Genomic DNA, 24,332 nt, shown 5'->3' on the forward strand with positions numbered 1-24,332 from the left:
GAAGGAAAATAACAGATAAAATTAAGTAGTAACAATGAACGCAAAGAATCTATTATTGTGGGCATCTCTTGCTTTTGCGATGCCTATGACGGCCCAGACTCCTCAGGAGGATTTTAAGAGAGACATTACGCTCTCAGGTAGTAACTATGTGGCTTATCGCGGACCTCAGAAGCAGTTGACTCCTGCTCCTAAAGGATACAAACCTTTCTATCTGAGCCACTATGGCCGTCATGGCTCCCGATTCATGATTGGCAAAAAGGCGTATGATGTGCCTTATTTCTCTCTGTTGAAGGCGAAGCAGGAGGGTAAATTGACCGCCAAAGGTGAGGAGACATTAGCAAAGGTGAAGATGATTCGTGAAGAGGCGAAGGGACGCGATGGCGAGTTGACTCCACTTGGTGCTTTGCAGCATCAGGGTATTACCCGAAGAATGATGGAGCGATTCCCTGAGATTTTTGCCGGTAATGCGAATATTGAGGCTCGAAGCACATTGGTTATCCGATGCATCCTTTCTATGGAGAACGGTTTGCATCAGATGCTTCGCATGAATCCGAAACTCCATATCTTCCATGATGCCAGCGATCACGACATGTATTACATGAACCAGGGCGATAGATATCTGGATAGCTTGAAGCATAGTGTGGGAAGAAGAGTGGTAAGAGAGGATTTTGCCCGAAAGCATGCCTGCTATAGCCGTGTGATGCAGGAGCTTTTCAACGACCCTGTTTGGGTGAAGCAGAATATCGACCAAAGTGATCTTAACTGGCGTCTCTATGAGATGGCAAGCTCTATTCAGGGTACAGAGTTGAGAGGTAAGGTATCTCTCTATGATCTCTTTACAGAGGAGGAGCTTTATCAGAATTGGTTGCAGAGCAATTTAGGATGGCAGGTATCTTATGGCAATTCGCCTTATACGGGCAATGTTCAGCCATTCTCTCAGCGTAATCTTCTCATGGATATCATCGAGAAGGCTGATAGCTGTATTGCTCTTCAGCATCCGGGTGCAACCTTGAGATATGGTCATGATACGATGGTCACTCCGCTCACTTGTCTTCTGAACCTGAACGGATATGGCGAGGAGATCAAGGATCCGGAGAAGGTGGCAACCCAGTGGTTTGATTATAAGATTACTCCGATGGCTACTAACCTTCAGTTTGTGTTCTATCGCAACAAGGCGAACGATGTGCTGGTGAAGGTTTTGCTTTGCGAGGATGAGGCAACACTTCCTATCAAGAGCGATATAGCACCTTATTATCACTGGAGTGATTTCAAGGCTTATTGCCTGGGGAAGCTGAAGGAATATAAGAAGTAAAAGGCGCTTTCTTTGCTGCAGCGTATATATCATATATAAAGAAAAAGGGGAACTTAAGGCAATTGATGCTTTAAGCTCCCTTTTTTTATACATCGAAATCCTTTACGGGAATTCTTTTGAGTCTCTATTGCTTTGATAACCAATCTTTGTCTTTTTTTTCTTCTTCGAAATCCTTTTCGGAGAAGAGGTTGGTTTGACCAGTTAACTCATCAATAACCTGCTGTTCGCTTTTGCCAGCATCTGGGTCGAGATTTTCTTCTGAGACTTCTGAAGAGGAAGATGCATTAGAGTCATCATTCGATGAATCATCATCGGAATCATCATCGGCTGGTGATGGCTCCGGGAATCTTGTCGGCTCCAGTTCTTCTATGCTCTCCAGCTTGAATGTCGTCAGGCGCTTACCCTTTGCCTTGAAGCTCTTCTGGGCGATGAATTGCTCGGCATCGATTTCCTCGGCAGGACGAATGGCGTCCACACCGCCATAGGTGACCTTGATGCGAGGAAATGGGGTATCGGTGAGGAGGATGAGCTTGCAGTTAGGGTTCTCACCCATGAAATTCTGATGGCGCTTGGTGGCATCCATCGTAAATCGCTTGATGTATGGATAACCCTGATTGTCGGCATCATAGAGGATGGCCGTCCATATCTTGTGCTCATCCCATTTCTCCAATCTCAGGATGTTGTCCTCGTAATGGTTGTTCACATCGAAGTTGGAGATGTAGAATTCGCCATTGTCTAATGCTACAAGGATTGAGTCATCATCGTTGAATTCTCCCAGGAATCTGCCGTTCTCATCATAATTGATGCGGTTTACATCAGGGTCGAACCATACCTTCCTTCCTCCCAGGGTGCTGTGTCCGTGGCTCTTCAATCCGATGCGGCGGATGGTGCGCTTGGTGAGCAGGTTGCCCTTGGCAGCACGTCCCTTGATGAGGATTTCAGAGAAATCTTTCTCCAGGAAGATGCTTTGGCGCTTCTTGCTCAAATCCGGTTCCATGGTCACCTTGATGATTTCTGCTTCGCCATTAGGATTGGCGGTGAAGTAGATAATGCGGCTTCCCGGAGTGCCCTGGGTGATATCGTAGAGCTTGTCGCGTGTCATAGCAGTTACGTTGAATCGCTTGATGAAGTAATCGCCCTGCTTGCCGTCGCGATATACGCAGTTGTAGATGGTTCGCTTGTCGTTCTTCTTGAACACCTGAACGTGGAGGATGTTCTTGCCCACGAATATCTTGTCGGCAACTTTGGTTACCTTGAATTTTCCATCCTTGTAGAAGATGATGATGTCGTCGAGGTCAGAGCAGTTGCATACGAATTCATCCTTCTTCAATCCTGTACCAACGAAGCCTTCCTGTCGGTTGATGTAGAGCTTCTGGTTGGCTTCCACCACCTTGGTTACCTCTATGGTATCGAAGTTTCTGATTTCGGTTCTTCTTGGATGCATCTTTCCGTACTTGCCCTTGAGATATTCAAACCAGTTGATGGTAACATCGGTCATGTGGGCGAGGTCGTTTTCGATTTCTGCCAATTCTGCCTTGATTTTCATCAGGAGTTCATCAGCCTTATCCTTGTTGTATTTCAGGATGCGCTGCATTTTGATTTCCAGGAGCTTGAGGATGTCTTCCCTTGTGATGTCACGGTGGAAGGAGTATTCCACATTTCCCTTGCCATCAACCTCTGCAGTGAAGATCTGGTCCTTGAAAGGCTCCAGTTTGGAATCGATGAATGCCACTACCTCATCCTGACTCTTGCTTTGCTCGAATTTGCGCTCCTTGTAGATGCGTTCCTCGATGAAGATGCGTTCAAGCGAAGAGAAGAAGAGCTGCTCTTCCAGCTCGCCCTTACGTATCATCAATTCGCGGCGGAGCAATCCCATTGTGCGGTCAACGCTATGTCTGAGCACATCGCTCACGGTGAGGAACTTTGGTTTGTTGTCCTCTATGACGCAGCAGTTGGGCGAAATGTTGATTTCGCAATCGCTGAAGGCATAGAGTGCATCCATCGTCTTATCCGAAGAAGTACCAGGAGTAAGATGTACGAGGATTTCTACATTCGCCGATGTGACGTCTTCTATCTTACGAGCCTTGATTTTTCCCTTTTCTACTGCCTTGGTAATGCTTTCGATGAGGCTTACCGTGGTTTTGCTGTATGGTATCTCGCTGATGACGAGCGTCTTGTTGTCGAGTTTGTCAATCTTGGCTCTTACCTTCAGAACACCACCTCTCTGCCCATCGTTGTATTTGCTTACGTCGATGGCTCCACCAGTAGGGAAATCGGGGTAGATACTGAAAGGTTCTCCCTTGAGATAGTGGATGGCTGCATCGCAAAGGTCGTTGAAGTTATGCGGCAATACCTTGCTGCTCAATCCCACGGCGATACCCTCGGCACCTTGTGCCAAAAGCAGTGGAAATTTGGCTGGCAGGGTGATAGGTTCTTTGTTTCTTCCGTCGTAGGAGAGTTGCCAATCGGTAGTTTTAGGGTTGAATACTACATCCAAGGCGAATTTAGAGAGTCGTGCCTCGATGTATCGGGGAGCGGCTGCACGGTCGCCCGTGAGGATATTACCCCAGTTACCCTGTGTGTCGATGAGCAGGTCTTTCTGTCCCATTTGTACGAGGGCATCTCCGATAGATGCATCTCCGTGAGGGTGGAACTGCATCGTATGTCCCACGATGTTCGCCACCTTGTTGTATCTTCCGTCATCCATGCGCTTCATGGAGTGGAGGATGCGTCGCTGTACGGGTTTCAATCCGTCTTCGATATGGGGTACGGCTCGCTCCAGAATCACGTACGATGCATAGTCGAGGAACCAGTTCTGATACATTCCGCTGAGGTGATGTACGGCAGAAGCATCAAAACGGTTCACCGGTTTGTAATCGGAGTGTTCTTGAGGCGTATTTTCCTCATTTATCTCGTTTTTATCTTTAATTTCGTCGCTCATATGTAGCTTTTAATACTTATTTTATTAATTTATGGCAAAAATACAACATTTTTTCGAGAAAAAAGAGTATCTTTGCCGAAAATTTGAAAAAAATAAGATTTAATCATGGCACAGGAAGATGTTTTTAAGAAAATTGTAAGCCATTGCAAGGAATATGGCTTCGTGTTCCCAAGTAGTGAAATTTATGATGGCTTGGCTGCCGTTTACGACTATGGTCAGAATGGTGTTGAGCTCAAAAACAATATCAAGCAGTACTGGTGGCAGAGTATGGTGTTGTTGCACGAGAACATTGTTGGTCTCGATGCAGCTATCTTCATGCACCCTACAGTATGGAAGGCATCTGGACACGTAGATGCTTTCAATGACCCATTGATTGATAACCGCGATTCAAAGAAGCGTTATCGTGCCGATGTGCTCATCGAGGATCACATGGCTAAGTATGAGGAGAAGATTGCCAAGGAGATTGCCAAGGCTAAGAAGCGTTTCGGCGATAGCTTTGATGAGGCTCAGTTCCGTGCAACTAATCCTCGCGTTCTGGAGAACCAGAAGAAGTTTGATGACCTCCATGCCCGCTATACTGAGGCTATGCAGGGTCCTAACCTGGAGATGTTGAAGCAGATTATCGAGGACGAGGGTATCGTTTGCCCTATCAGCGGTACCAAGAACTGGACAGACGTTCGCCAGTTCAACCTGATGTTCTCTACCCAGATGGGTGCTGCCAGCGATGCTACAAGCAAGGTATATCTCCGTCCTGAGACTGCTCAGGGTATCTTCGTAGATTACTTGAGCGTTCAGAAGACCGGTCGTATGAAGTTGCCATTCGGTATCTGCCAGATTGGTAAGGCTTTCCGTAACGAGGTTGTTGCCCGTCAGTTCGTATTCCGTATGCGTGAGTTCGAGCAGATGGAGATGCAGTTCTTCTGCCAGCCTGGTACTGAGATGAAGTGGTTTGAGTATTGGAAGAAGGTTCGTCTGGCTTGGCATGAGGCACTGGGCATGGGTAACGAGAACTACCGTTATCATGATCACGAGAAGCTGGCTCACTATGCTAATGCTGCTACCGACATCGAGTTCAAGATGCCATTCGGCTTCAAGGAAGTGGAGGGTATCCACAGCCGTACCAATTTCGACCTTTCTCAGCACGAGAAGTACAGCGGCCGCTCTATCAAGTACTTCGATCCAGAGAAGAACGAGAGCTATGTACCTTACGATGTAGAGACATCTATCGGTGTAGACCGTATGTTCCTCAGCGTAATGTGCCACTCTTACTGCGAGGAGAAACTGGAGAATGGCGAGACACGTGTTGTTTTGCGTTTGCCAGAGGCTTTGGCACCTGTTAAGTGTGCTGTGTTCCCATTGGATAAGAAGTATGGTTTGCCAGAGTTGGCACATGAGATTGTTGACGAGTTGAAGTTCCACTTCAACACTCACTATGGCGATCCTAAGGATTCCATCGGTAAGCGTTATCGCCGTCAGGATGCCATCGGTACTCCATTCTGTATTACCGTTGACCACGAGACTCCAAATGATCATAAGGTAACTCTCCGTTATCGTGATACCATGGAGCAGGAGCGTGTTGCAATCTCTGATCTCCGCAGCATCATCGAGGAACGCGTAAGTATTACTAGCGTATTAAAGAAACTTGGTAATGAAATTAAGAATTTCTAAATATCTCTTCTTGCTCATGATGGCAGTATTCGCACTGTCATCATGTAGCGAGGATGACAACACCGTAGATGAGTATGCAAACTGGCAGGAGCGTAACGAGAAGGCTTTTGCCGATACTTTGGCGTATGCCCGTCAGCAGATAGCCAACGGCAGCGATGAATGGAAGGTGATACTCAACTGGTCGTTGCAAAACCAGACGCCTAACAAGGATGCCAACGGTAATACAGTTTCTCTTACTTACAAGGATGTTGATTATATCGTTGTTCATGTTCTGGATAAGGGCAAGGGTAGCGGCTGTCCGATGTATACCGATTCAGTGAAGGTGAGCTATCGTGGTAGAATGCTGGGTACAGATACTTATCCTGCTGGTTATGTATTTGATAAGACCTTTGATGGCACATACGATAAGACGACTGCTCAGGTTGCAACTTATGCGGTAAATGGCCTTGTGGATGGTTTTACCACTGCATTGCTCAATATGCATATAGGCGACCGCTGGATGGTTTACATGCCATATCAGTTGGCTTATGGCACAACCCAGAGTTCGAGTAGCACAATTCCTGCCTATTCAATGCTTCGCTTTGAGATAGTATTGGACAGCTACTACCGCATTGGTCAGGTAGTACCTGGTTCGAGAGCAGTAGAAGCAGGCAAGAAGCAGGGTACTTGGATTACTGAGTAAGGATTTCATAAATTACACCTTATTTATATATATAGGGCTCATATCTATTATATATGGGAGTTCATACCTTAATTATTTATATAGGGAAATAAAGAGGAGCGTTCCTGAGATTGCATGATATGGCATTCTCAGGAACGTTTCTTTTTTGTGTTAATAGACCTTTCTGATGTGTTAACAAGTGTTTGTGTTCGCACACAAATCTTTGATTTACGTCAAAAAATGTTGGATTCATGCATTTTTTATGGGAAAAAGTATTGCAGTTTCAAAAAATAGTTGTACCTTTGCATCAGAAAAAATAAGTTTTAGGTTTTTAGTTAGGTAATAGATTTTATAGGTTTAGTTTTTAGGTTTAAGGTTGTTAGTTTTTTTATATTAGGTGTTAGTTAAGGTAAAGAAAGATTGTTTATTCAAGGACGACAGGTATTTAGTTTGTTAGGTTAAATAGGTTGTTTATTCTAGGTTAATGACAGTACTGTCCCGCTTCGGTGGGAGATAAGTTTTGGGAAAAACAAAGGTACGAAACATGTATTAAAAAAAAATAAAAATGGCGATTCCTTTTTGGAGTCGCCTTTTTTGCGTTTAAATTATAAATAGGTTACGTTTAAATCATAAATTGATAGATTTTACGTTTTACTCATAAATAGATTGTGTAAATTCATAAATAGAAGAAAAAATGCTATTCAAGAATAAGACAGATTATCTGATGGAGTCTATCCGCTTAGGGCGCCCGATGACAGGCGGTGAGAAGCTGAATCTCATCGCTGGTTTGAGTGTACCCTCCATGCTGGCACAGATTTCTACCGTGCTGATGTTCTTTATTGATGCTTCGATGGTGGGGCATCTAGGCGCTGAGGCTTCGGCAAGTATAGGAATTATCGAGTCAACAACCTGGTTGATAGGTAGCTTGCTGAGTGCAGCAGCCACCGGTTTCTCGGTGCAGGTAGCTCATTTCATTGGTGCCAACGACCTGGTGAAGGCTCGCCAGGTATATCGTCATGCCCTGATATGTGGAGTGGCTTTCAGCCTCTTAGTTACGCTTATCGGTGTAGGCATTCATTCCCATCTGCCTTATTGGCTGGGTGGAGGTGAGGACATCGCTCCCAATTCCTCTCGCTATTTCCTGATTTACAGTCTAGTATTGCCGTTTGTGTTCCTGTATCATATTTCCGAGATGATGCTCAAGTCGGCAGGCAATATGCATACGCCCAGCATCATGGCTGTATTGATATGCCTGTGTGACGTGGCTTTCAATTATCTCTTTATTTATATTATGAAGATGGGTGTGGTGGGAGCAGCGATGGGTACGGCTTTGGCGTATATCAGCATCTCTTTGCCCAATCTCTATCTTTCGGCATTCAGAAACCGTCTGCTCAATTTCCGTCAGGATAGGGTACCGTTCAGATGGGTAGAGGAATATGTAAGGCACGCCTGCAAGATAAGTATCCCGATAGCCATACAGAATATCCTGATGAGCGGTGCGCAGATAGTGAGCACCATGATTGTGGCACCATTGGGCAATATTGCCATTGCTGCCCATTCGTTTGCCATCACTGCTGAGAGCCTTTGTTATATGCCGGGTTACGGTATCGGCGACGCTGCATCTACGCTTGTGGGGCAGACGCATGGTGCCGGACGCGTGGATCTCTGCAAGAATTTTGCTTATATGACGGTAGGATTGGGCATGGGAGTGATGGCATTGATGGGCGTAGTGATGTATGTCTTTGCGCCGGAGATGATAGGGGTGCTGTCACCGGTTGAGAGTATTCGGGAACTGGGTACAGTCTGCCTCCGAATCGAGGCATTTGCAGAGCCTTTCTTTGCTGCGAGTATCGTGACCTATAGCGTTTGCGTGGGTGCGGGCGATACGATGAAGCCTGCCGCCATCAACTTGAGCACGATGTGGCTGGTGCGCCTTACCCTGGCTTACGGGCTTTCGAAAAGCTATGGCTTGGAGGGAGTTTGGATAGCTATGGCTACGGAGCTTACCTTCCGTGGCATCCTCTTTCTTATCCGCCTCTTCCGTGGCTCATGGATGAAGAGCTTCCAATGTTAGTTTTATGTTAAGATTGCAGGCATTTGGAAAGATAATCTTCCAAATGCTTGCAAATCTTTTAATTTTTATGTAATTTTGCAGCAGAAATAGCAAATAATTACATATTTATTAATAAACAGAGAAGAATGAGATTAAGAAAAATTTTCGCAGCAGCACTGTTGCTGCTCTCTGTGGGAACAGCGATGGCGCAGCAGATGCCACCTATCCCAGTGGATAAGAATGTGAAGATTGGTCATCTTGACAATGGATTGACCTATTACATTCGCCACAACAGTTATCCTGAGCATGTAGCCAGCTTCTATATCGCCCAGAAAGTAGGTTCCATTAATGAGAACGATGACCAGCGCGGTTTGGCTCACCTCCTTGAGCACCTTGCCTTCAATGGTACTGAGCACTTCAAGGACAATACCCTCCAGAACTATCTGCAGAGCATCGGTGTGGAGTATGGCCGTAATCTGAACGCTTATACCAGTGTTGACAAGACCGTTTATTACTTCACCGATGTGCCTACTGCCCGCGTTTCTGCCGTAGATTCATGTATGCTCATCCTGAAGGATTGGAGCAATGGCATCTCGCTTACCACCAAGGCCATCGAGGATGAGCGCGATGTGGTTCACAACGAGTATCGCATGCGTATGGTAGGTCAGCAGCTCATGTTGGAGCGTGCTCTCCCTAAACTCTATCAAGGCGAGAAGTATGGCTATCGTCTGCCTATCGGTTTGATGAGCGTTATCGACGGATGTAAGCCTGAAACACTCCGTGCTTACTATCGTAAGTGGTATCGCCCGGATAATCAGGCTATTATCGTTGTTGGTGATGTAGACGTTAACCATATTGAGGGCAAGATTAAGGAGCTTTTCTCAGGCATTAAGGTGCCTAAGGATGCTGCTAAGGTGATTCCTGTTCCTGTAGCTGATAACGATACAGCCATCTACGTAGTGGATAAGAACAAGGAGCAGCAGTATGACATCATCAACATCATGATGAAGAACGAGACAACTCCCGATTCATTGAAAGGTACTTTGCCATATCTGCTTGAGGGTTACTTGAAGAATGTGGCAACCTCTATGCTCAATGCTCGTTTTTCTGAGATGGCCCGTGAAGCAGATTGTCCATTCCTGCAGGGAGGTAGTGATATTGGCAACTATCTGGTTTCCTGTACAAAGGATGCTTTCTCAGTGTTAGGCGTGGCTAAGCCGGGCAAGGTGAAGGAGGCATATGCTGCCTTGATGCGCGAAGCTAAGCGCGTGCATGATTTCGGCTTTACGGCTTCTGAATATCAGCGTGCCAAGGACGAATTCATGAGTCATGTTGACAAGACTTACGAGAACCGTGCCAAGATGAAGAATGAGCAGTTTACCACTCAGTATGTTGACCATTTCATCTCTAACGAGCCAATTCCTTCTGTAGAGGATGAAACTCAGATCTATAAGATGGTAGTGCCACGCCTTTCTGTAGATGTGGTTAACAGTGCCGTGAAGCAGTTGATCTGTACTACCGATACCAACCTTGTAAGCATGGTGTTCATGCACGAGGCAGAGGGTGCCGTTTATCCTACCGAACAGGAACTTGCCGACATCGTGAAGCAGGTGCGCAGCGAGAAGCTTGAGGCTTATGTGGACAATGTGAAGCAGGAGCCGCTGATGGCTCAGGTACCTAAGGCAGGCAAAATCAAGAAGACTGAGGAGAACAAGCAGTTGGGCTTCAAGAAGCTTACCCTCTCCAACGGAGCCAAAGTAATTATCAAGAAGACAGACTTCAAGGACGATGAGATTCAGTTTGCAGCTTCTGCCAACATCGGTTATGCAGCTTATCAGAATGACCCTATCAATGCGCAGAATGCCAGTGCCGTATGGGGATTGAGCGGTTTGGGCGAATTCTCTAGCAATGATTTGGAGAAGGCACTTGCCGGCAAGCAATGTGGTGTAGATTTCTCTTTCTCTACCTTCCGTCACGGTTTGAGCGGTACTACCACTCCTAAGGATCTTGAGACGATGATGCAGCTGGTTTATCTCAATATGACCAATGTTACTAAGGATCAGAAGGCATTCGACAATATGAAGAATACCTATACTACAGTTCTTGCCAACAAGAGCAATAACCCTGGGCTTGTATATCAGGACTCAGTACAGAGCACCCTTTACCTGGGTAGCAAACTGGCTCGCATTCCTGAGGCTTCCGACATCCAGAGCATCGATTATGATGCCTGTCTCGAAATGTGGCATCAGCTCTACAGTAATGCCAAGGATTTCACTTTCTACTTTGTAGGCAACTATGATGAGAAGGTGCTCCTCCCACTCATCGAGCAGTATATTGCATCTCTCCCTAACCAGGGCATGAAGATTAAGATCAAGAACCAGCCAATGCCTTGTGCTACAGGCAAGGTGAGCAATGTATTCACTAAGGCTATGGAGAATCCTCAGAGCCAGGCTCGCGAGATGTGGTTTGCCAAGATGCCTTATACCCAGAAGAGCAGTGTACTGGCAGATATGGCTGCACGCCTCCTGGAGATGAAGTATCTGCGCAGCATCCGCGAGGAGTTGAGTGCTGCTTATTCTGCAGGTGCCAACTATGGTGTCTTCTTCGATGTAAACAACAAGGTGCAGGTTACCATCAACGGTATGGCTCAGCTGAATCCGGAGAAGGCAGATGTTGCCATCCCATGCTTCTTCAAGGGTATGGACGAGGTGATTGCCAAGGTTGATGCTGACGATTTGCAGAAAGTAAAGGAGATTCTCTTGAAGCAGGCTGGCGTGGATGAGAAGACCAACGGTTACTGGATTCAGACCTTGGGTATGTTCGACCTTCACAAGGTTGATGATTACAGCAACTATAAGAATCTCGTGAAGTCAATCGATGGCGCTCAGATTTCCGACTTCCTCAAGAATGTTATCTTGAAGAGTGGCAATCATGTAGAGGTTATCATGAAGGGCGAGAAGAACAAGTAATTCTGATTTGGATACCTGGATATTAGATAGAAAATGAAAAAATCCCGTTGTACGTACCATGCAAGATGGACGACAACGGGATTTTAACTTTTGTTTTTCCCAAAAATTTCAGTTCCTCTTAAAATTTAAGAGTCGTTCTGAAAAATCTCTCTCATTTTCAGTTTTCGGGGTTCTGTTTCCCTAAATCATTCTTTCTCCTTGTTGGGAAAAATAGATTCAGCAGAATCTCTCAACCGAATGTCATTCTGAAAATAATCTCTTTCTAAGAAGAATCTTGTCTCTTGTTCGCTAAAAATCAAAAGACTTAATCTCTTCTTCTTGCCTTAGAGGCAAGCGCCTCGCGGCGTTCATTAAGAATCTGCTGGCATCTGTCGATTGCCTGATTCTGATTCTCTGAATTTACCTTAATTAAATCATTCATAACCTGTTGTGATTTGTTTAAACGTTGCAAAGATAGGATATTCTGTTCATTTTCGGGGACACTTTTTGATAAAATATGTCTATTTTTCGTTCTTTTTTGATTTATGTCAAAAAAATGTGCAATCGTTGACACAAAATCGTCACATTTCGTTCGTTTTATGCAACATTTATGCAACAAATTAAACCTTTTCTCCTGTTTTTCATCTATTATAATAGTTTTTCCTCATTTATGATGGGAAATATGAAAGTGAAGAAAGCGAATGATATAAGAGAATTAGATTTAAACAAATAAATAGAAAGTAAAAATGAAAAAGGTATTTCTTTTCGCTGCCCTTGTGCTTGCATGCACAGCTGGCAGCAATGCTAGCGCTATGAACGAAGCTGCGCTGAATGCTTCCAATTCTGAGTTGATGCCGGTTAAGAAGTCAACTAAGAAGACTACTAAGAAGTCAACCAAGAAGACTACTAAAAAAACTTCTTCCAAGAAGACGACAGCTAAGAAATCTACTGCTTCTGCGTCTACAGCATCTGCAGCTCCTACTACTTCTTCTGCTGCAGCGACCAATACTACCGCTAATAATACTTCTGCTACCGTCAATTCGGCAGCAACCGTAGCAGGCGTATTGGGCGCTATCCTGGGTGGTAGCAATGCTGGTAATGGCAGCAACTCAAGCAGTAATGCAGGAAGTATAATCAACGGAATCCTGAACAATGTAATCGGTTCGGGTACATTTAAGCAGGCAGACCTCTGCCATACCTGGAAGTACAGCAAGCCAGGGTGCGCCTTCACCTCAGAGAACCTGCTGGCTAAGGCGGGTGGCGAGATTGCTGCCAGCAAGGTTGAGAATAAGCTGGAAGGTTATTACAAGAAGTTTGGATTCAGCAGTTCCAATACCTACTTCACCTTTAATACCGATGGTACTTTCTCTGCCAAGATTGACGGCAAGGCATGGAATGGCACCTATACCTTTGATGAGAAGACTCATGCCATCCAGCTGAAGGGCCTTCTGCTGAGTGCTTCGGGCTATGTCACCAAGACAACCAATGGCATCAGTCTTCTCTTCGACCAGAAGAAGCTGCTCAATCTCATCAAGGCCCTCAGTGCCTTCAAGGGCAGCTCTACATTGAGCGCCGTAGGCAGTATCGCCAACAATTATGATGGTATGCGTGTAGGTTTCGAGATGACAAAGTAATATAATCTTTATTTAAAAAACAATAAAGCCGTCCTCTTCTAATGATATGAGGGCGGCTTTTTATTTCGTGTTTTATATCTTGGCTTATCGCTTTTGCGGTTTAATATATTTCCTATTTCACCTCAATCAGGAGCGGATTCTTCAATGCATCCAGATAATCCTTGATGCGGATTTGCCATTCGGCATAGCTTCTTACATCATATTTGCTCCATGCTGCACCGAAGTAGTAGCTGTATTTCTCCCCATTCTTCAAGCCACGCTTCAAGCCGAGGGCATGACCGGTGGCTCCATCGTGTTTCTTGTCGAAGAGCTGATAGTAGGTATGGTCGATGCCTTCCGGAAAGAGAACTCCCACATATACTTGAGAATTGTTCACCTCGATATTGTCCGTAGGGTCAGCATAGCTTACGTAATCCTTGGCGAAGGTCTTGCTCTCGGTATCCTCCTCGTGGATTGGGAAACCGGTGGCGAAATCGGTAGGAGTGGTCAAGCCGTCGTACCATACGGTCATCTTGTTGAAGTTGCTGCCCTTGTCGAGCGAGATGATGCGGTGCTCCACCACGTTCTTCATATCGCCCACGGTAGATGGGTTGTAAGTCAGTTCTACGGTGAAGCGGAGCGGACCGTTATCCAGAATCTTGTAATCCTTGTAGCAGTAAGGCAAAATCTGATTCTTGCCCAACATCAGGCTTGGTGCACCAAGGCCCAATGTGGCTCCCACACGGTAGGGATCCAATCCGTTGCCATGGTCGAGATGGAAGGAGGTGAGGATATCCGTCTCTCGTGATTCTGTCTGAAGAGCCTTGATTTGCTTGGCAAGAGCAGCTGCCTTTGCTGCGTTCTTCTCTGCCTTCTGCTTCTTCTGCAAGGCTCTCACCTTGGCATCAATCTTATCGCCCTTGATATTTCCGTTCATATCCTTGATGTATCGCTCGTAAACCACGGTATCCGGAGTATTCTTCACCCAGATGTCGGTACCGAAGGAACGCTCGCCGGTCTTCTGCAGGGCAGGGCCATATACGCGGTAGGCGCATCTGTCGTTCTCCCATGCGATATCGTCTTTTCTTATCTTATAGAGAGCACCGGTGGTCCAAGTCTTCTGCTGGTAAGGCTTGCCGATGGATACGTAGTAAGTGGTGGATCCGTGAGGACGTATGCTTGCATCAATGAGCAGAAAGCCGTCGTGAGTAATCTGCGAGCCAATCTGCTGTCCTCGTTTGTTCTTCACGATGTAAGCCTCTCCCTTTTTAGGGGCAGCATTGCCCAGTTTCGCCTTCACCTCGTTCATGCTGAGGGAGATAAGCTCTGTGCGTGATGCGGAAGTAGGATTGCTTACCACGATAGTGGCTTGCTGAGCATGGCAGTAGTTAGAACCTGCCAAAGCCAGGAGCATCATCAGGCTCTTGACCGTGGTGCCCTTCATCATTTTTCCATGAATCTTTTTCATTTTGATTTGTTTGTTTTTATTTAATACGAATGAATAGTTGTAGATACTGAATAAAGATTTCTCGCAGTTTTGTAGAAAGAACTGCGAGAAATGCCTTTTATTCTTCTATAACAGAGATATCCATGCTGATATCCTCCTTAGGTCTATCACCACGCAATGTTTCGCAGTTCTGAATCTTCTCTACGATGTCAAGTCCTTCCTCCACTTCACCGAAAACGGTGTATTGGTTATCGAGGAAAGGTGTTCCGCCTACTTCAGTGTAAGCCTTCTGCTGCTCCTCGGTAAACTTTGGGTAACCCTGCTCCTTGCAGCGCTTCTTGGTTTCATCCACCAGTTTATCCTGTAGTTTCATTAAGCCTTCGCGGTCGCGGTTGCGGCGGAAGTTCATAATTTCATCATGATGCTCCTTGGCAAGCTGGTTGAAGATATTCTGCTCCATCTGCATGCCCATCTGCTTCTCCATCTGTTTCAGTTCGTTCTGCTTGTAGGTCTTTCCCCATACAATATAAAACTGGCTGCCGCTGCTCTCACGGTTAGGGTTCACCTCGTCGCCAAGGCGTGCAGCGCTCAAGGCACCACGCTTGTGGAAAAGTTGTGGATAAACGAACTCGGCCGGGATAGTGTAATCAGGTCCGCCCGTGCCCAGCATTTTGCCTTTAGGAGCGCCCTTGCTCTCTGGGTCACCGCCCTGGATCATGAAATCCTTGATGACACGGTGGAAGAGTGTGCCATCGAAATATCTCTCCTTTGCCAACTTGATGAAGTTGTCACGATGCTGAGGTGTCTCGTCGTAGAGGCGAACCTTGATGTCGCCCTCTGATGTCTTTATCAATACTTTAGCCATAATAATTTATAATCAGTATATTTTATTAATCGGTATATGTCGTAATCAGTATGTTTTTTACCTTTTTATTTTTCGTAATACTCATTCCACTGCTTCATAGCCTCCTGCCAGTCGGTCTGTTCACCGCTGGCTACAGCTTCCTTCTGTCTCTCAGCCTCGTCGCGAGCCTTGTCTCTTGCACGTTTTGCCTTCATAGCCTCGATGGTGGCATCGTCGAGAATCTGGATAGCTCCACGCTTGATGGCATCCTGCAGTTCCTCCTCGCCGAAAGCCTTGCCAGGCTCATTGAAGTCAGAGATATTGAATTCATAATCCACGCGAAGGTCGTGGCGTATCATTTTCTGTTGTAAACGGTTGCCTGCGTTCTTGAGTCGCAGCAACTTGCCGATTTCTTTGATTTCTCCTGCTGAGTATTTATTTCTTCCCATTAATATGATTTGATATTATTATTTCTGTGTGCAAAATTAAGCATAATCCTCGATAAAACCAAGAAAAGTTTCAAGGAATTCACAAAAGAGTCCTTTTCTCCTTTTACTTTTTTGCCCTTTTTACTTTTTTCTCCTTTTGCCTTTTTACCTTTAAATCACTTCCATGCCTTCTTCTGGTTCAGCTCTATCAGACGGTCGAATTCAAAATCGGCTTTGATTTTATCCAATATTCTCTTTACGATGATATTCATCACGCTTCCTTTGCTGTAGTTGGCAGAGCACATGAAGTTTACTCGTCCCTCCTTGACAAGCTGGCAGGCTGTTTTCTGTTTATCCTCGTTATCATATACAGCAATCGAGTGGCCGCCATGTTCCTTTACCATCTTCATGCAAGGCACATCGGTTTCTCCATCTCCGAAGTATATCATTCGGGGGAAAGGGATAGGGCGCTTTTCGTCGGGGATATACTGGTTCACTCTTCTGTTGTCGCTCACCTGTTTGATACCTTTGTTGATTTTGAAGAGGAATTGCGTTTTGGTAGTATAGTCTACGGCTACGGCTGGCCAATAGGCGATTCCCTCCTTGTTGTAGAGAAAGGAGCAGGCGTAGATGTTCTCAAATTCGTGGGCGATAGGTGTACCCTCTATCATCTCCTTCAGTCCCGAGGAGTTGATGTAGTGCTTTACGTCCAGTCCGATACTGTTGCCATATTCATTCACGAGCGAAAACCATTGTTTTACGCCGCGGAACAGTTCTACATCCTTGCCGAATTTCTGAAAAGATTCCCGGGTGAGCGAGATATTGTTCTTCTTGGCTTCGTCGAGCATCAGATACATATAGGTCAAAATGCCGTTGGCATCCTTACCCTCTGCAAACTTTCTGTTTTTCTCCCAGAACTCGTCTTTTGTCTTGCCTGTAGCCTGTATGAATCCAAACTCCTGCATATTGCCCGGCGACAGTGTGCCGTCGAAATCATAAACCAGCGCTACCTGTGGTCTCTTCTTTGCCATATCTCGTTCTCCTTTCTTTTATATTTACCCTAAACTATCTATCTCTTTTTGGGGCGATGTTCTTTCTCCCTTAATTTGCAAATATACATAATTTTCAGCGAATTAGCAAACTATTGGGATATAAAAAAACATAATGAAACAAAAAAGGCGTACAAAACCCATTTCTAAGCATTGTACGCCTTTATTATAATATTAGTCTATTACTTAACTTCTTCGAAATCTGCATCCTGTACGTCTTGGGTGCCATCGTTACCGCCCTGTGCCTGCTGACCGCCCTGTGCACCCTGAGGACCTGCCTGCTGGCCGCCCTGATACATCTGCTGAGAAGCAGCCTGCATGACGGTGTTCAAGTTGTTGATAGCAGAATCGATGGCTGCAACATCACCAGCCTTGTGAGCATCCTTCAACTGCTGCAATGCCTGCTCGATGCCTGGCTTCTTGTCTGCAGGAATCTTATCACCGTTATCCTTCAAGAAGTTCTCGGTGGTGAAGATCATACTGTCTGCCTGGTTCATCTTGTCGATTTTCTCGCGCTCAGCCTTATCAGCAGCAGCGTTCTGCTCTGCCTCTGCCTTCATGCGGTTGATCTCGTCCTCGCTCAAGCCAGATGAAGCCTCGATGCGGATGCTCTGCTCCTTACCGGTAGCCTTATCCTTAGCTGATACGTTCAAGATACCGTTGGCATCGATATCGAAAGTAACCTCAATCTGAGGAACACCACGGCGAGCTGGAGCAATACCTGTAAGGTTGAACTGACCGATGCTCTTGTTCTGAGCTGCCATTGGGCGCTCACCCTGCAATACGTGGATGGTAACCTCTGTCTGGTTATCAGCTGCTGTAGAGAATACCTCGCTCTTCTTGCAAGGGATAGTAGAGTTAGCATCGATGAGCTTGGTCATTACACCACCCATAGTCTCGATACCGAGAGTCAATGGAGTAACGTCGAGCAATACGATGTCACCAACACCCTCTTCCTTGTTCAGGATGGCACCCTGGATAGCTGCACCTACTGCAACAACCTCATCTGGGTTAACACCCTTAGAAGGCTCCTTGCCGAAGTAGTTCTTAACGAGTGTCTGAACGGCTGGGATACGGCTTGAACCACCAACCAGGATAACCTCGTCGATATCTGATGTAGAGAGCTTAGCATCACGAACGGCATTCTGGCAAGGTACCAAGCAAGCCTGAATCAGGTTGTGAGCCAACTGCTCGAACTGTGCACGGGTCAAAGTCTTAACCAAGTGCTTTGGCATACCGTCAACGGCTGTGATGTATGGCAAGTTGATTTCGGTAGATGTAGAGCTTGACAACTCAATCTTTGCCTTCTCAGCTGCCTCCTTCAAGCGCTGCATGGCCATAGGATCCTTGCGGAGATCTACGCCTTCCTCTGCCTTGAAACCATCAGCCAACCAGTTGATGATTACCTGGTCGAAGTCATCACCACCCAGGTGAGTATCACCATTGGTAGAAAGTACCTCGAATACGCCGCCACCGAACTCAAGGATAGAGATATCGAATGTACCACCACCCAGGTCGAATACGGCAATCTTCATATCCTTGTTGGCCTTGTCAACACCGTAAGCCAAAGCTGCGGCTGTAGGCTCATTTACGATACGCTGAACGTTCAAACCTGCAATCTGACCAGCCTCCTTAGTAGCCTGACGCTGAGAGTCAGAGAAGTAAGCAGGAACTGTGATGACTGCATCTGTAACCTCCTGTCCGAGATAATCCTCTGCAGTCTTCTTCATCTTCTGGAGAACCATTGCAGAAATCTCCTGTGGAGTATATTTGCGACCCTCGATTTCAACACGTGGATAACCACCCTCGTTTACTACTGTATAAGGCATTGCCTCAGCCTCTTTCTGGCTCTGAGCGTATGTCTCACCCATGAAACGCTTGATAGAATATACTGTGTTCTTAGGGTTTGTGATGGCCTGACGCTTAGCAGGATCACCTACCTTGCGGTCACCATCCTTAACGAAACCTACTACTGATGGAGTAGTACGCTTACCTTCACTGTTAGCGATTACAACTGGTTCGCTACCTTCGAAAACGGCAACACAACTGTTTGTGGTACCCAAGTCAATTCCAATTACTTTTCCCATGATTATATCTTTTTTTTATTTTTTCGTTATTAATATTGTTATTTATCTCATGAATCGCTGCCTTCGGGGAAGTCTGCCGAAGATATGCATCTGTCGGGAACCTCCTGAACTCAGCGTTCACGCTTTCCTTAATAACAAAGCATGTGCCAAGGGAATTTTAGTTCAAGGTGGCTGACAAGGTGTCAGATGATGCTGACAAAATAAAAGGAATCAAGATATAGGAGGCGATAAAATGTCGCATTCCCAATCTTGATTCCTCTATATATAATAAGGTGTAAAACCTTATCTTACTTTATTTCTGCTCCTTGGCAGCAAGTGCTTCGCGAACCTTAGTCTCCAGTTCGTCGAGAAGTTCAGGGTTATCCTTGAGCAATGCCTTGCAGGCATCGGCACCCTGTCCGAGTTTAGAACCGCCATAGCTATACCAGCTGCCGCTCTTTTCGATGATGTCGTTGGCTACTGCCAGACCGAATACCTCACCGGCACGGCTGATGCCTTCGCCAAACATGATGTCGAACTCAGCCTTGCGGAAAGGAGGAGCCACCTTGTTCTTCACAACCTTTACGCGAACCAGATTACCTACTACCTCATCGCCATCCTTGATGGCTGTTGCCTTGCGGATATCCAAACGCACTGATGCATAGAACTTCAATGCATTACCACCGGTGGTTGTCTCTGGGTTGCCGAACATAACACCAATCTTCTCGCGCAACTGGTTGATGAAGATGCAGGTAGTGTTGGTCTTGCTGATGGTAGAAGTGAGCTTGCGGAGAGCCTGACTCATCAATCGAGCCTGTAGACCTACCACATTGTCACCCATATCGCCTTCGATTTCCTTCTTAGGAGTCAAGGCGGCTACAGAGTCAACAACTACGATGTCTACAGCAGCAGAACTGATCAGCTGGTCTGCAATCTGTAGCGCCTGCTCACCGTTATCCGGTTGTGAAATCCACAAGTTATCAACATCAACGCCCAATTTAGCCGCATAGAAACGGTCGAAAGCGTGCTCTGCATCAATGAAAGCAGCGATACCGCCAGCCTTCTGAGCCTCTGCGATGGCATGGATAGCCAATGTTGTCTTACCGGAAGATTCCGGACCATAAATTTCGATGATACGTCCCTTAGGATAACCGCCTACGCCCAGTGCATTGTCGAGAGCGATACTGCCTGTAGGGATAACTTCGATATTCTCAACGTGCTCATCGCCGAGTTTCATGATAGAGCCCTTACCGAAGTCCTTTTCTATCTTTGCCATGGCTGCCTGAAGGGCTTTCAGCTTGCCTTCATTGGGATTCAATTTTCCCTCTTGCATTTCTTTTGCCATATCTTATTTAGTTTAAAGTTTAGTCAATTTCCAAATCGCCATCAAACACCTCGTGCCATGGCAATCCCTGCTTGTTGAGCTGCTCCATGAATGGATCTGGATCGAACTCCTCTACGTTCCAAACGCCTGGCTTCTTCCAGATGCCCTTGAGGAACATCATGGCACCAATCATGGCTGGCACACCAGTGGTGTAGCTTACGCCCTGCATACCGGTTTCGTTGTAAGCCTCCTGGTGCTTGCAGTTGTTGTAAACGTAGTAGGTGCGCTCCTTGCCATCCTTCTTACCACGGATGCGGCAACCGATAGATGTTTCGCCATCATAGTTCTCACCGAGATCCTGTGGGTTAGGCAATACGGCCTTGAGGAACTGCAATGGAACAATCTTTACCTTGGCTGTCTTGCCGGAACCGTCAGCCAATGGAGCCTCGTACTCGATTTCGTCGATACGGCTCATGCCGAGGTTCTGAATGCAGTCGAGGTAGGTGAGATACTGCTGACCGAAGGTCATCCAGAAGCGTGCCTCCTTGATGGTAGGGTAGTTCTTTACCAGGCTCTCCAACTCCTCGTGGTGCATCAGATAGCTCTCGCGAGGACCGATGTTAGGGTAGGTGAGAGGCTTGTGGATAGAGAGAGGGTCGGTTTCGATCCATTCGCCATCCTTATACCAGAGTCCCTTCTGGGTAATCTCGCGGATATTGATTTCAGGGTTGAAGTTGGTTGCGAAAGCCTTGTGATGGTTTCCGGCGTTGCAATCCACGATGTCGAGCACCTCAATCTCATCGAAGTGATGCTTGGCAGCGTATGCGGTGAAGATGCCGGATACACCTGGGTCGAAGCCGCAACCGAGGATAGCGCAGAGACCTGCCTGCTCGAACTTATCCTTGTAAGCCCACTGCCATGAGTACTCGAAGTGAGCCTCGTCCTTTGGCTCATAGTTAGCGGTATCCATATAGTTGCAACCGCAAGCCAGACAAGCATCCATGATGGTGAGATCCTGGTAAGGCAAAGCGAGGTTGATGACAAGTTCAGGCTTGTAGCTATTGAAGAGAGCCTTCAACTGCTCAACGTCGTCGGCATCCACCTCAGCTGTCTGAATATCCATCTTGTAGCCTTTTGCGTGGATATCCTTAACTAGCTTATCGCACTTTTCTTTGCGACGGCTAGCAATCATAAACTCGGTGAAAACGTCCTGGTTCTGGACGATTTTGAAGGCAGCCACGGTAGCCACGCCACCTGCGCCAATCATAAGTACTCTACTCATTTTTTATCTTTAATGTTAAGTGTTTAATGTTTACTTTATCTCATTTGCCGAAATTCCCAGGGCATTCATGAGCGAATATCCGAGAATCTCCTGTCTGAAGTTGCCGCCTGGCATGGGCTGCATGGCAAAGAGGGTGATGCGCTTGTCATCGTCATCTACCTTGCGGAGTATCTCGCGGAGTCGGTCGTAGGCATCTCCATTCTCCGAATTTGGGATTACCATCACTCGCTTCACCTCCTTGGCGTTGCATACGGTGCGTGCCACATCTACGAGGAAGTCATCCTTGCCTACCATCTTCTCCTCTGTAGGATAAGAAGAGATGATGAATTCTCCGAGCTTATCATCCTTGAAAGCCTGAGCGTTCAGATCCTTCTCATAGTTGGCAGGGCGGAAGTTCTTCATCGCCATCGACTGTTTGTCGTGGATAAGCACAACCTGTGTCTCGTGCTCGCCCTCTCTCAGACCTCCGTCAAGGGCAATGCAGACTGCCCATTGTGCCATATCGGCTGGTTGGATGCGACGGTTAATCATTCGTTCGAAGTTGACTATCAGGTCGAAAGCCACTCGGTCGATATAGTCGGCATCAGCGATAATTACATTCTCGCTCCATTTTATATTGTTTGTATCTAATGTATTCATTGGTGCAAAAATTAAGCAAACGAGCATGATGAAAGCTGCTTTCAAATTGTCGAGTGCAGATTATTTCTGCAAATTTACGAATAAATTTCGTAATTAAGGCATTTTGAAAATATAAAATAATAAAAAAGATAGTATTTTCATCATTTCTTCATTTGATGGAATACTATCTTCTGTATTTTATGTGATAATCCGGGGCTTCTTCCTCCTATCCTCCGAAGTTTCTCATGCAATCATCTTCGCCAGATAATGTCCGGCGAGAACGGCGATAAGTCCCAGCGCCAGACTTCCGAAGAGATAGAACATCATATAGAGGTAATTTTCCTCCTTCATCAATCCCGCCCCCTCGTTCATGAAGGTCGAGAAGGTGGTGAATCCTCCGCAGAACCCCGTGGTGAGCAGCAGTTTGGCAGATGGCGACATCCATCCCCCTTCCCGCCAGTTCAATCCCGAGAGAAACCCGATGATGAGGCATCCTGCCACATTCACCGCCATGGTTCCGAAAGGAAAGGCAATCACCGTGCAGGATTGCACCATCTTCGATACCCAATATCTCATGCCGCCCCCGAAGAAGCTGCCGATGCTTACTATCAATATTTCTTTCATCTCCTTATATAATATAGTAACTTGATGTAATTTAATAACTTGTATGATATAATAATTGGGTGCAAAAGTACGGGTTTTATTTCTACTGGCAAAAATATCTTTGAAAAAAGATAATCCTCAGCTTAATTTTTCCCTCTATTTTTTCTTTTAAGGGATAAAGAAGCAATCAGAAAGCGGGGAAAGTTCCCTCTTCTTGATGAATCAGAATATGTTGAACAATTAAAATTAAAAGGAGAAACAAGTTATGAAACGAGTATTCAATCTTTTGGTAGTGGATGAGAGTGGCAGCATGAGTATTATCGAGCGCCAGGCACTGGTGGGCATCAACGAGACCCTGACCACGATTCAGAAAATGCAGAAGACGCATAAGGACATGGAGCAGCGGGTTACGCTCATCACCTTCGACAGCACCCACAAGAAGCTGTTTTATGATAATGTGTCTGCTCATCATACTAAGCCTTTGAAATCAAGGGATTACAACCCATGTGGCGGCACCCCTCTTTATGATACCATCGGTATGGGCATCGCCAAGATCAACGCCCTGACCACCGAGGATGACAGCGTGTTGGTGACTATCATCACAGATGGTGAGGAGAATTGCAGCGAGGAGTATGATCTGAAGATGATCAAGAACCTCATTGAGAAGTTGAAGAAGCAGAACTGGACCTTTACCTTTATCGGTACCGATGATCTTGATGTGGAGAACATTGCTCATGGTATGGGTATCGACAACCACCTCCAGTTCTCAGAAGATGAGGCTGGCACCAAGGCGATGTTTGCCAGAGAAAACAGAGCCCGAGAACGCTACAACAAGTGCCGTGCGATGGATTGCGTGATGGAAGTGGGCAGTTATTTTGAGGAGAAATAAAGATGTAAATCCTTCATTGATTATGTCGCTGATGGACATCCAAAAATCATGATTCGTCATATTTACTTGTTTTTATTGCTACAAAGTTACGGCTTTTCTTTGATAATACCAAATTTTAGGAGCCTTATTTTGCATATAACATCTCTGTTGTACATGTGAATCTACCGGCTTTTATAAATACGATTCTTGCCTGGTTATCCGTATAATCTCTCCCGATGTCCTTGAAATTACATGGCGACGCAGGAATCTCTGCGTCGGGACGTAGGAAAGATTACGTCGCCATGTGGTAAAGTCTACGTCGGGACGTAATTTTTGGGGTATCTATAAGGTATCGTATCAGATTCTTTTTAGATTTAGCGTCTTTTTTATACGTACACGTAAAAAGTTTTTTTGTAAAAAAGTCTCAAAGTCTCATCCTTTCGACTGAATACTGATTTAAATATCTGATATATAGCAAGATAGAAGAATGATACTTTTCTGATTATTTTACAGAAAAGTCTCATCGAAGTATCATAAAATGGATAGAAGTATGTAAGCGGCTCCGCGTTTATACCTTGCATAATTCAAAAAAAGCAGTAACAGCTGA

General features: G+C 45.9%; 17 protein-coding genes. 7 read left to right on the top strand and 10 right to left on the bottom strand.

The window, feature by feature from the left end; genetic code table 11:
* Nucleotides 1-34: 34 nt before the first annotated feature.
* Nucleotides 35-1,312: a histidine-type phosphatase gene (locus F7D73_RS08090; RefSeq protein WP_153123726.1), complete on the top strand. Its 1,278-nt coding sequence runs from the start codon at nucleotides 35-37 to the stop codon at nucleotides 1,310-1,312.
* A gap of 124 nt (nucleotides 1,313-1,436) precedes the next feature.
* On the opposite strand, the gene F7D73_RS08095 is transcribed toward F7D73_RS08090, so the two are convergent.
* A complete protein-coding gene (locus F7D73_RS08095; RefSeq protein ID WP_153123728.1) occupies nucleotides 1,437-4,253 on the bottom strand; it encodes a DNA gyrase/topoisomerase IV subunit A in 2,817 nt (938 codons plus the stop codon).
* A gap of 105 nt (nucleotides 4,254-4,358) precedes the next feature.
* On the opposite strand from F7D73_RS08095, the gene F7D73_RS08100 reads away from it, so the two are divergent.
* The 5 genes from F7D73_RS08100 (at nucleotide 4,359) to F7D73_RS08120 (ending at nucleotide 13,217) form a co-directional block, all read left to right on the top strand.
* Nucleotides 4,359-5,921 (top strand): glycine--tRNA ligase, encoded by a 1,563-nt coding sequence (locus tag F7D73_RS08100; RefSeq protein ID WP_153123730.1) that lies wholly within the window; start codon nucleotides 4,359-4,361, stop codon nucleotides 5,919-5,921.
* Nucleotides 5,902-6,603, top strand: coding sequence for an FKBP-type peptidyl-prolyl cis-trans isomerase (locus F7D73_RS08105; protein ID WP_153123732.1), 702 nt, complete (start codon nucleotides 5,902-5,904; stop codon nucleotides 6,601-6,603). Before F7D73_RS08100 ends, F7D73_RS08105 begins: the two co-directional genes overlap by 20 nt.
* Nucleotides 6,604-7,276: 673 nt before the next feature.
* Nucleotides 7,277-8,656, top strand: a complete 1,380-nt coding sequence (locus tag F7D73_RS08110) for an MATE family efflux transporter (protein WP_153123734.1) — start codon at nucleotides 7,277-7,279, stop codon at nucleotides 8,654-8,656.
* 125 nt (nucleotides 8,657-8,781) lie between these two features.
* The gene (locus tag F7D73_RS08115; protein WP_153123736.1) at nucleotides 8,782-11,604 is read left to right on the top strand and encodes a M16 family metallopeptidase; all 2,823 of its coding nucleotides are present in this window, start codon (nucleotides 8,782-8,784) and stop codon (nucleotides 11,602-11,604) included.
* A gap of 725 nt (nucleotides 11,605-12,329) precedes the next feature.
* Nucleotides 12,330-13,217: a DUF4923 family protein gene (locus F7D73_RS08120; RefSeq protein WP_228117669.1), complete on the top strand. Its 888-nt coding sequence runs from the start codon at nucleotides 12,330-12,332 to the stop codon at nucleotides 13,215-13,217.
* A 112-nt stretch (nucleotides 13,218-13,329) separates the two neighbouring features.
* Here F7D73_RS08120 and F7D73_RS08125 read toward each other — a convergent pair whose 3' ends face one another.
* From F7D73_RS08125 to crcB, 9 genes are all read right to left on the bottom strand, one after another.
* Entirely contained in the window at nucleotides 13,330-14,664 is a 1,335-nt protein-coding gene (locus F7D73_RS08125; protein WP_228117670.1) for a DUF4861 domain-containing protein, read from the bottom strand.
* Between the two features lie 97 nt (nucleotides 14,665-14,761).
* Entirely contained in the window at nucleotides 14,762-15,508 is a 747-nt protein-coding gene (locus tag F7D73_RS08130; protein ID WP_153123738.1) for a peptidylprolyl isomerase, read from the bottom strand.
* A gap of 65 nt (nucleotides 15,509-15,573) precedes the next feature.
* Complete coding sequence (locus tag F7D73_RS08135; RefSeq protein WP_153123740.1) at nucleotides 15,574-15,936, bottom strand: hypothetical protein; 363 nt, start codon at nucleotides 15,934-15,936, stop codon at nucleotides 15,574-15,576.
* A gap of 155 nt (nucleotides 15,937-16,091) precedes the next feature.
* Entirely contained in the window at nucleotides 16,092-16,946 is an 855-nt protein-coding gene (locus F7D73_RS08140) for an HAD family hydrolase (protein ID WP_117586403.1), read from the bottom strand.
* Nucleotides 16,947-17,146: 200 nt separating this feature from the next.
* Complete coding sequence (gene dnaK / locus F7D73_RS08145) at nucleotides 17,147-19,051, bottom strand: molecular chaperone DnaK (RefSeq protein WP_153123742.1); 1,905 nt, start codon at nucleotides 19,049-19,051, stop codon at nucleotides 17,147-17,149.
* A 292-nt stretch (nucleotides 19,052-19,343) separates the two neighbouring features.
* Complete coding sequence (recA, locus tag F7D73_RS08150; protein WP_118140033.1) at nucleotides 19,344-20,375, bottom strand: recombinase RecA; 1,032 nt, start codon at nucleotides 20,373-20,375, stop codon at nucleotides 19,344-19,346.
* A 19-nt stretch (nucleotides 20,376-20,394) separates the two neighbouring features.
* Nucleotides 20,395-21,636 carry a saccharopine dehydrogenase family protein gene (locus F7D73_RS08155; RefSeq protein WP_006848470.1) on the bottom strand — a complete coding sequence of 414 codons (1,242 nt, stop codon included), beginning with the start codon at nucleotides 21,634-21,636 and terminating at the stop codon, nucleotides 20,395-20,397.
* Nucleotides 21,637-21,666: 30 nt separating this feature from the next.
* A complete protein-coding gene (locus F7D73_RS08160; protein WP_153123744.1) occupies nucleotides 21,667-22,275 on the bottom strand; it encodes a DUF6621 family protein in 609 nt (202 codons plus the stop codon).
* A 222-nt stretch (nucleotides 22,276-22,497) separates the two neighbouring features.
* On the bottom strand, nucleotides 22,498-22,878 hold the full coding sequence (crcB, locus tag F7D73_RS08165) for a fluoride efflux transporter CrcB (protein ID WP_153123746.1): 381 nt from the start codon (nucleotides 22,876-22,878) through the stop codon (nucleotides 22,498-22,500).
* 244 nt (nucleotides 22,879-23,122) lie between these two features.
* Here crcB and F7D73_RS08170 point away from each other — a divergent pair, with 244 nt between their 5' ends.
* The gene (locus tag F7D73_RS08170; RefSeq protein WP_153123748.1) at nucleotides 23,123-23,746 is read left to right on the top strand and encodes a vWA domain-containing protein; all 624 of its coding nucleotides are present in this window, start codon (nucleotides 23,123-23,125) and stop codon (nucleotides 23,744-23,746) included.
* Nucleotides 23,747-24,332 lie beyond the last annotated feature (586 nt).

The organism is Segatella copri, from assembly GCF_009494395.1.
Classification (GTDB): domain Bacteria; phylum Bacteroidota; class Bacteroidia; order Bacteroidales; family Bacteroidaceae; genus Prevotella.

Bases quoted from the DNA above. Each gene is read 5' to 3' on its own strand.
- F7D73_RS08135 (WP_153123740.1), bottom strand. From the start codon at position 15,936: ATGGGAAGAAATAAATACTCAGCAGGAGAAATCAAAGAAATCGGCAAG.
- F7D73_RS08160 (WP_153123744.1), bottom strand. From the start codon at position 22,275: ATGAATACATTAGATACAAACAATATAAAATGGAGCGAGAATGTAATT.
- dnaK (WP_153123742.1), bottom strand. From the start codon at position 19,051: ATGGGAAAAGTAATTGGAATTGACTTGGGTACCACAAACAGTTGTGTT.
- F7D73_RS08105 (WP_153123732.1), top strand. From the start codon at position 5,902: ATGAAATTAAGAATTTCTAAATATCTCTTCTTGCTCATGATGGCAGTA.
- F7D73_RS08115 (WP_153123736.1), top strand. From the start codon at position 8,782: ATGAGATTAAGAAAAATTTTCGCAGCAGCACTGTTGCTGCTCTCTGTG.
- F7D73_RS08140 (WP_117586403.1), bottom strand. From the start codon at position 16,946: ATGGCAAAGAAGAGACCACAGGTAGCGCTGGTTTATGATTTCGACGGC.
- F7D73_RS08130 (WP_153123738.1), bottom strand. From the start codon at position 15,508: ATGGCTAAAGTATTGATAAAGACATCAGAGGGCGACATCAAGGTTCGC.
- F7D73_RS08120 (WP_228117669.1), top strand. From the start codon at position 12,330: ATGAAAAAGGTATTTCTTTTCGCTGCCCTTGTGCTTGCATGCACAGCT.
- F7D73_RS08125 (WP_228117670.1), bottom strand. From the start codon at position 14,664: ATGAAAAAGATTCATGGAAAAATGATGAAGGGCACCACGGTCAAGAGC.
- F7D73_RS08095 (WP_153123728.1), bottom strand. From the start codon at position 4,253: ATGAGCGACGAAATTAAAGATAAAAACGAGATAAATGAGGAAAATACG.
- F7D73_RS08155 (WP_006848470.1), bottom strand. From the start codon at position 21,636: ATGAGTAGAGTACTTATGATTGGCGCAGGTGGCGTGGCTACCGTGGCT.
- F7D73_RS08090 (WP_153123726.1), top strand. From the start codon at position 35: ATGAACGCAAAGAATCTATTATTGTGGGCATCTCTTGCTTTTGCGATG.
- crcB (WP_153123746.1), bottom strand. From the start codon at position 22,878: ATGAAAGAAATATTGATAGTAAGCATCGGCAGCTTCTTCGGGGGCGGC.
- F7D73_RS08110 (WP_153123734.1), top strand. From the start codon at position 7,277: ATGCTATTCAAGAATAAGACAGATTATCTGATGGAGTCTATCCGCTTA.
- F7D73_RS08100 (WP_153123730.1), top strand. From the start codon at position 4,359: ATGGCACAGGAAGATGTTTTTAAGAAAATTGTAAGCCATTGCAAGGAA.
- F7D73_RS08170 (WP_153123748.1), top strand. From the start codon at position 23,123: ATGAAACGAGTATTCAATCTTTTGGTAGTGGATGAGAGTGGCAGCATG.
- recA (WP_118140033.1), bottom strand. From the start codon at position 20,375: ATGGCAAAAGAAATGCAAGAGGGAAAATTGAATCCCAATGAAGGCAAG.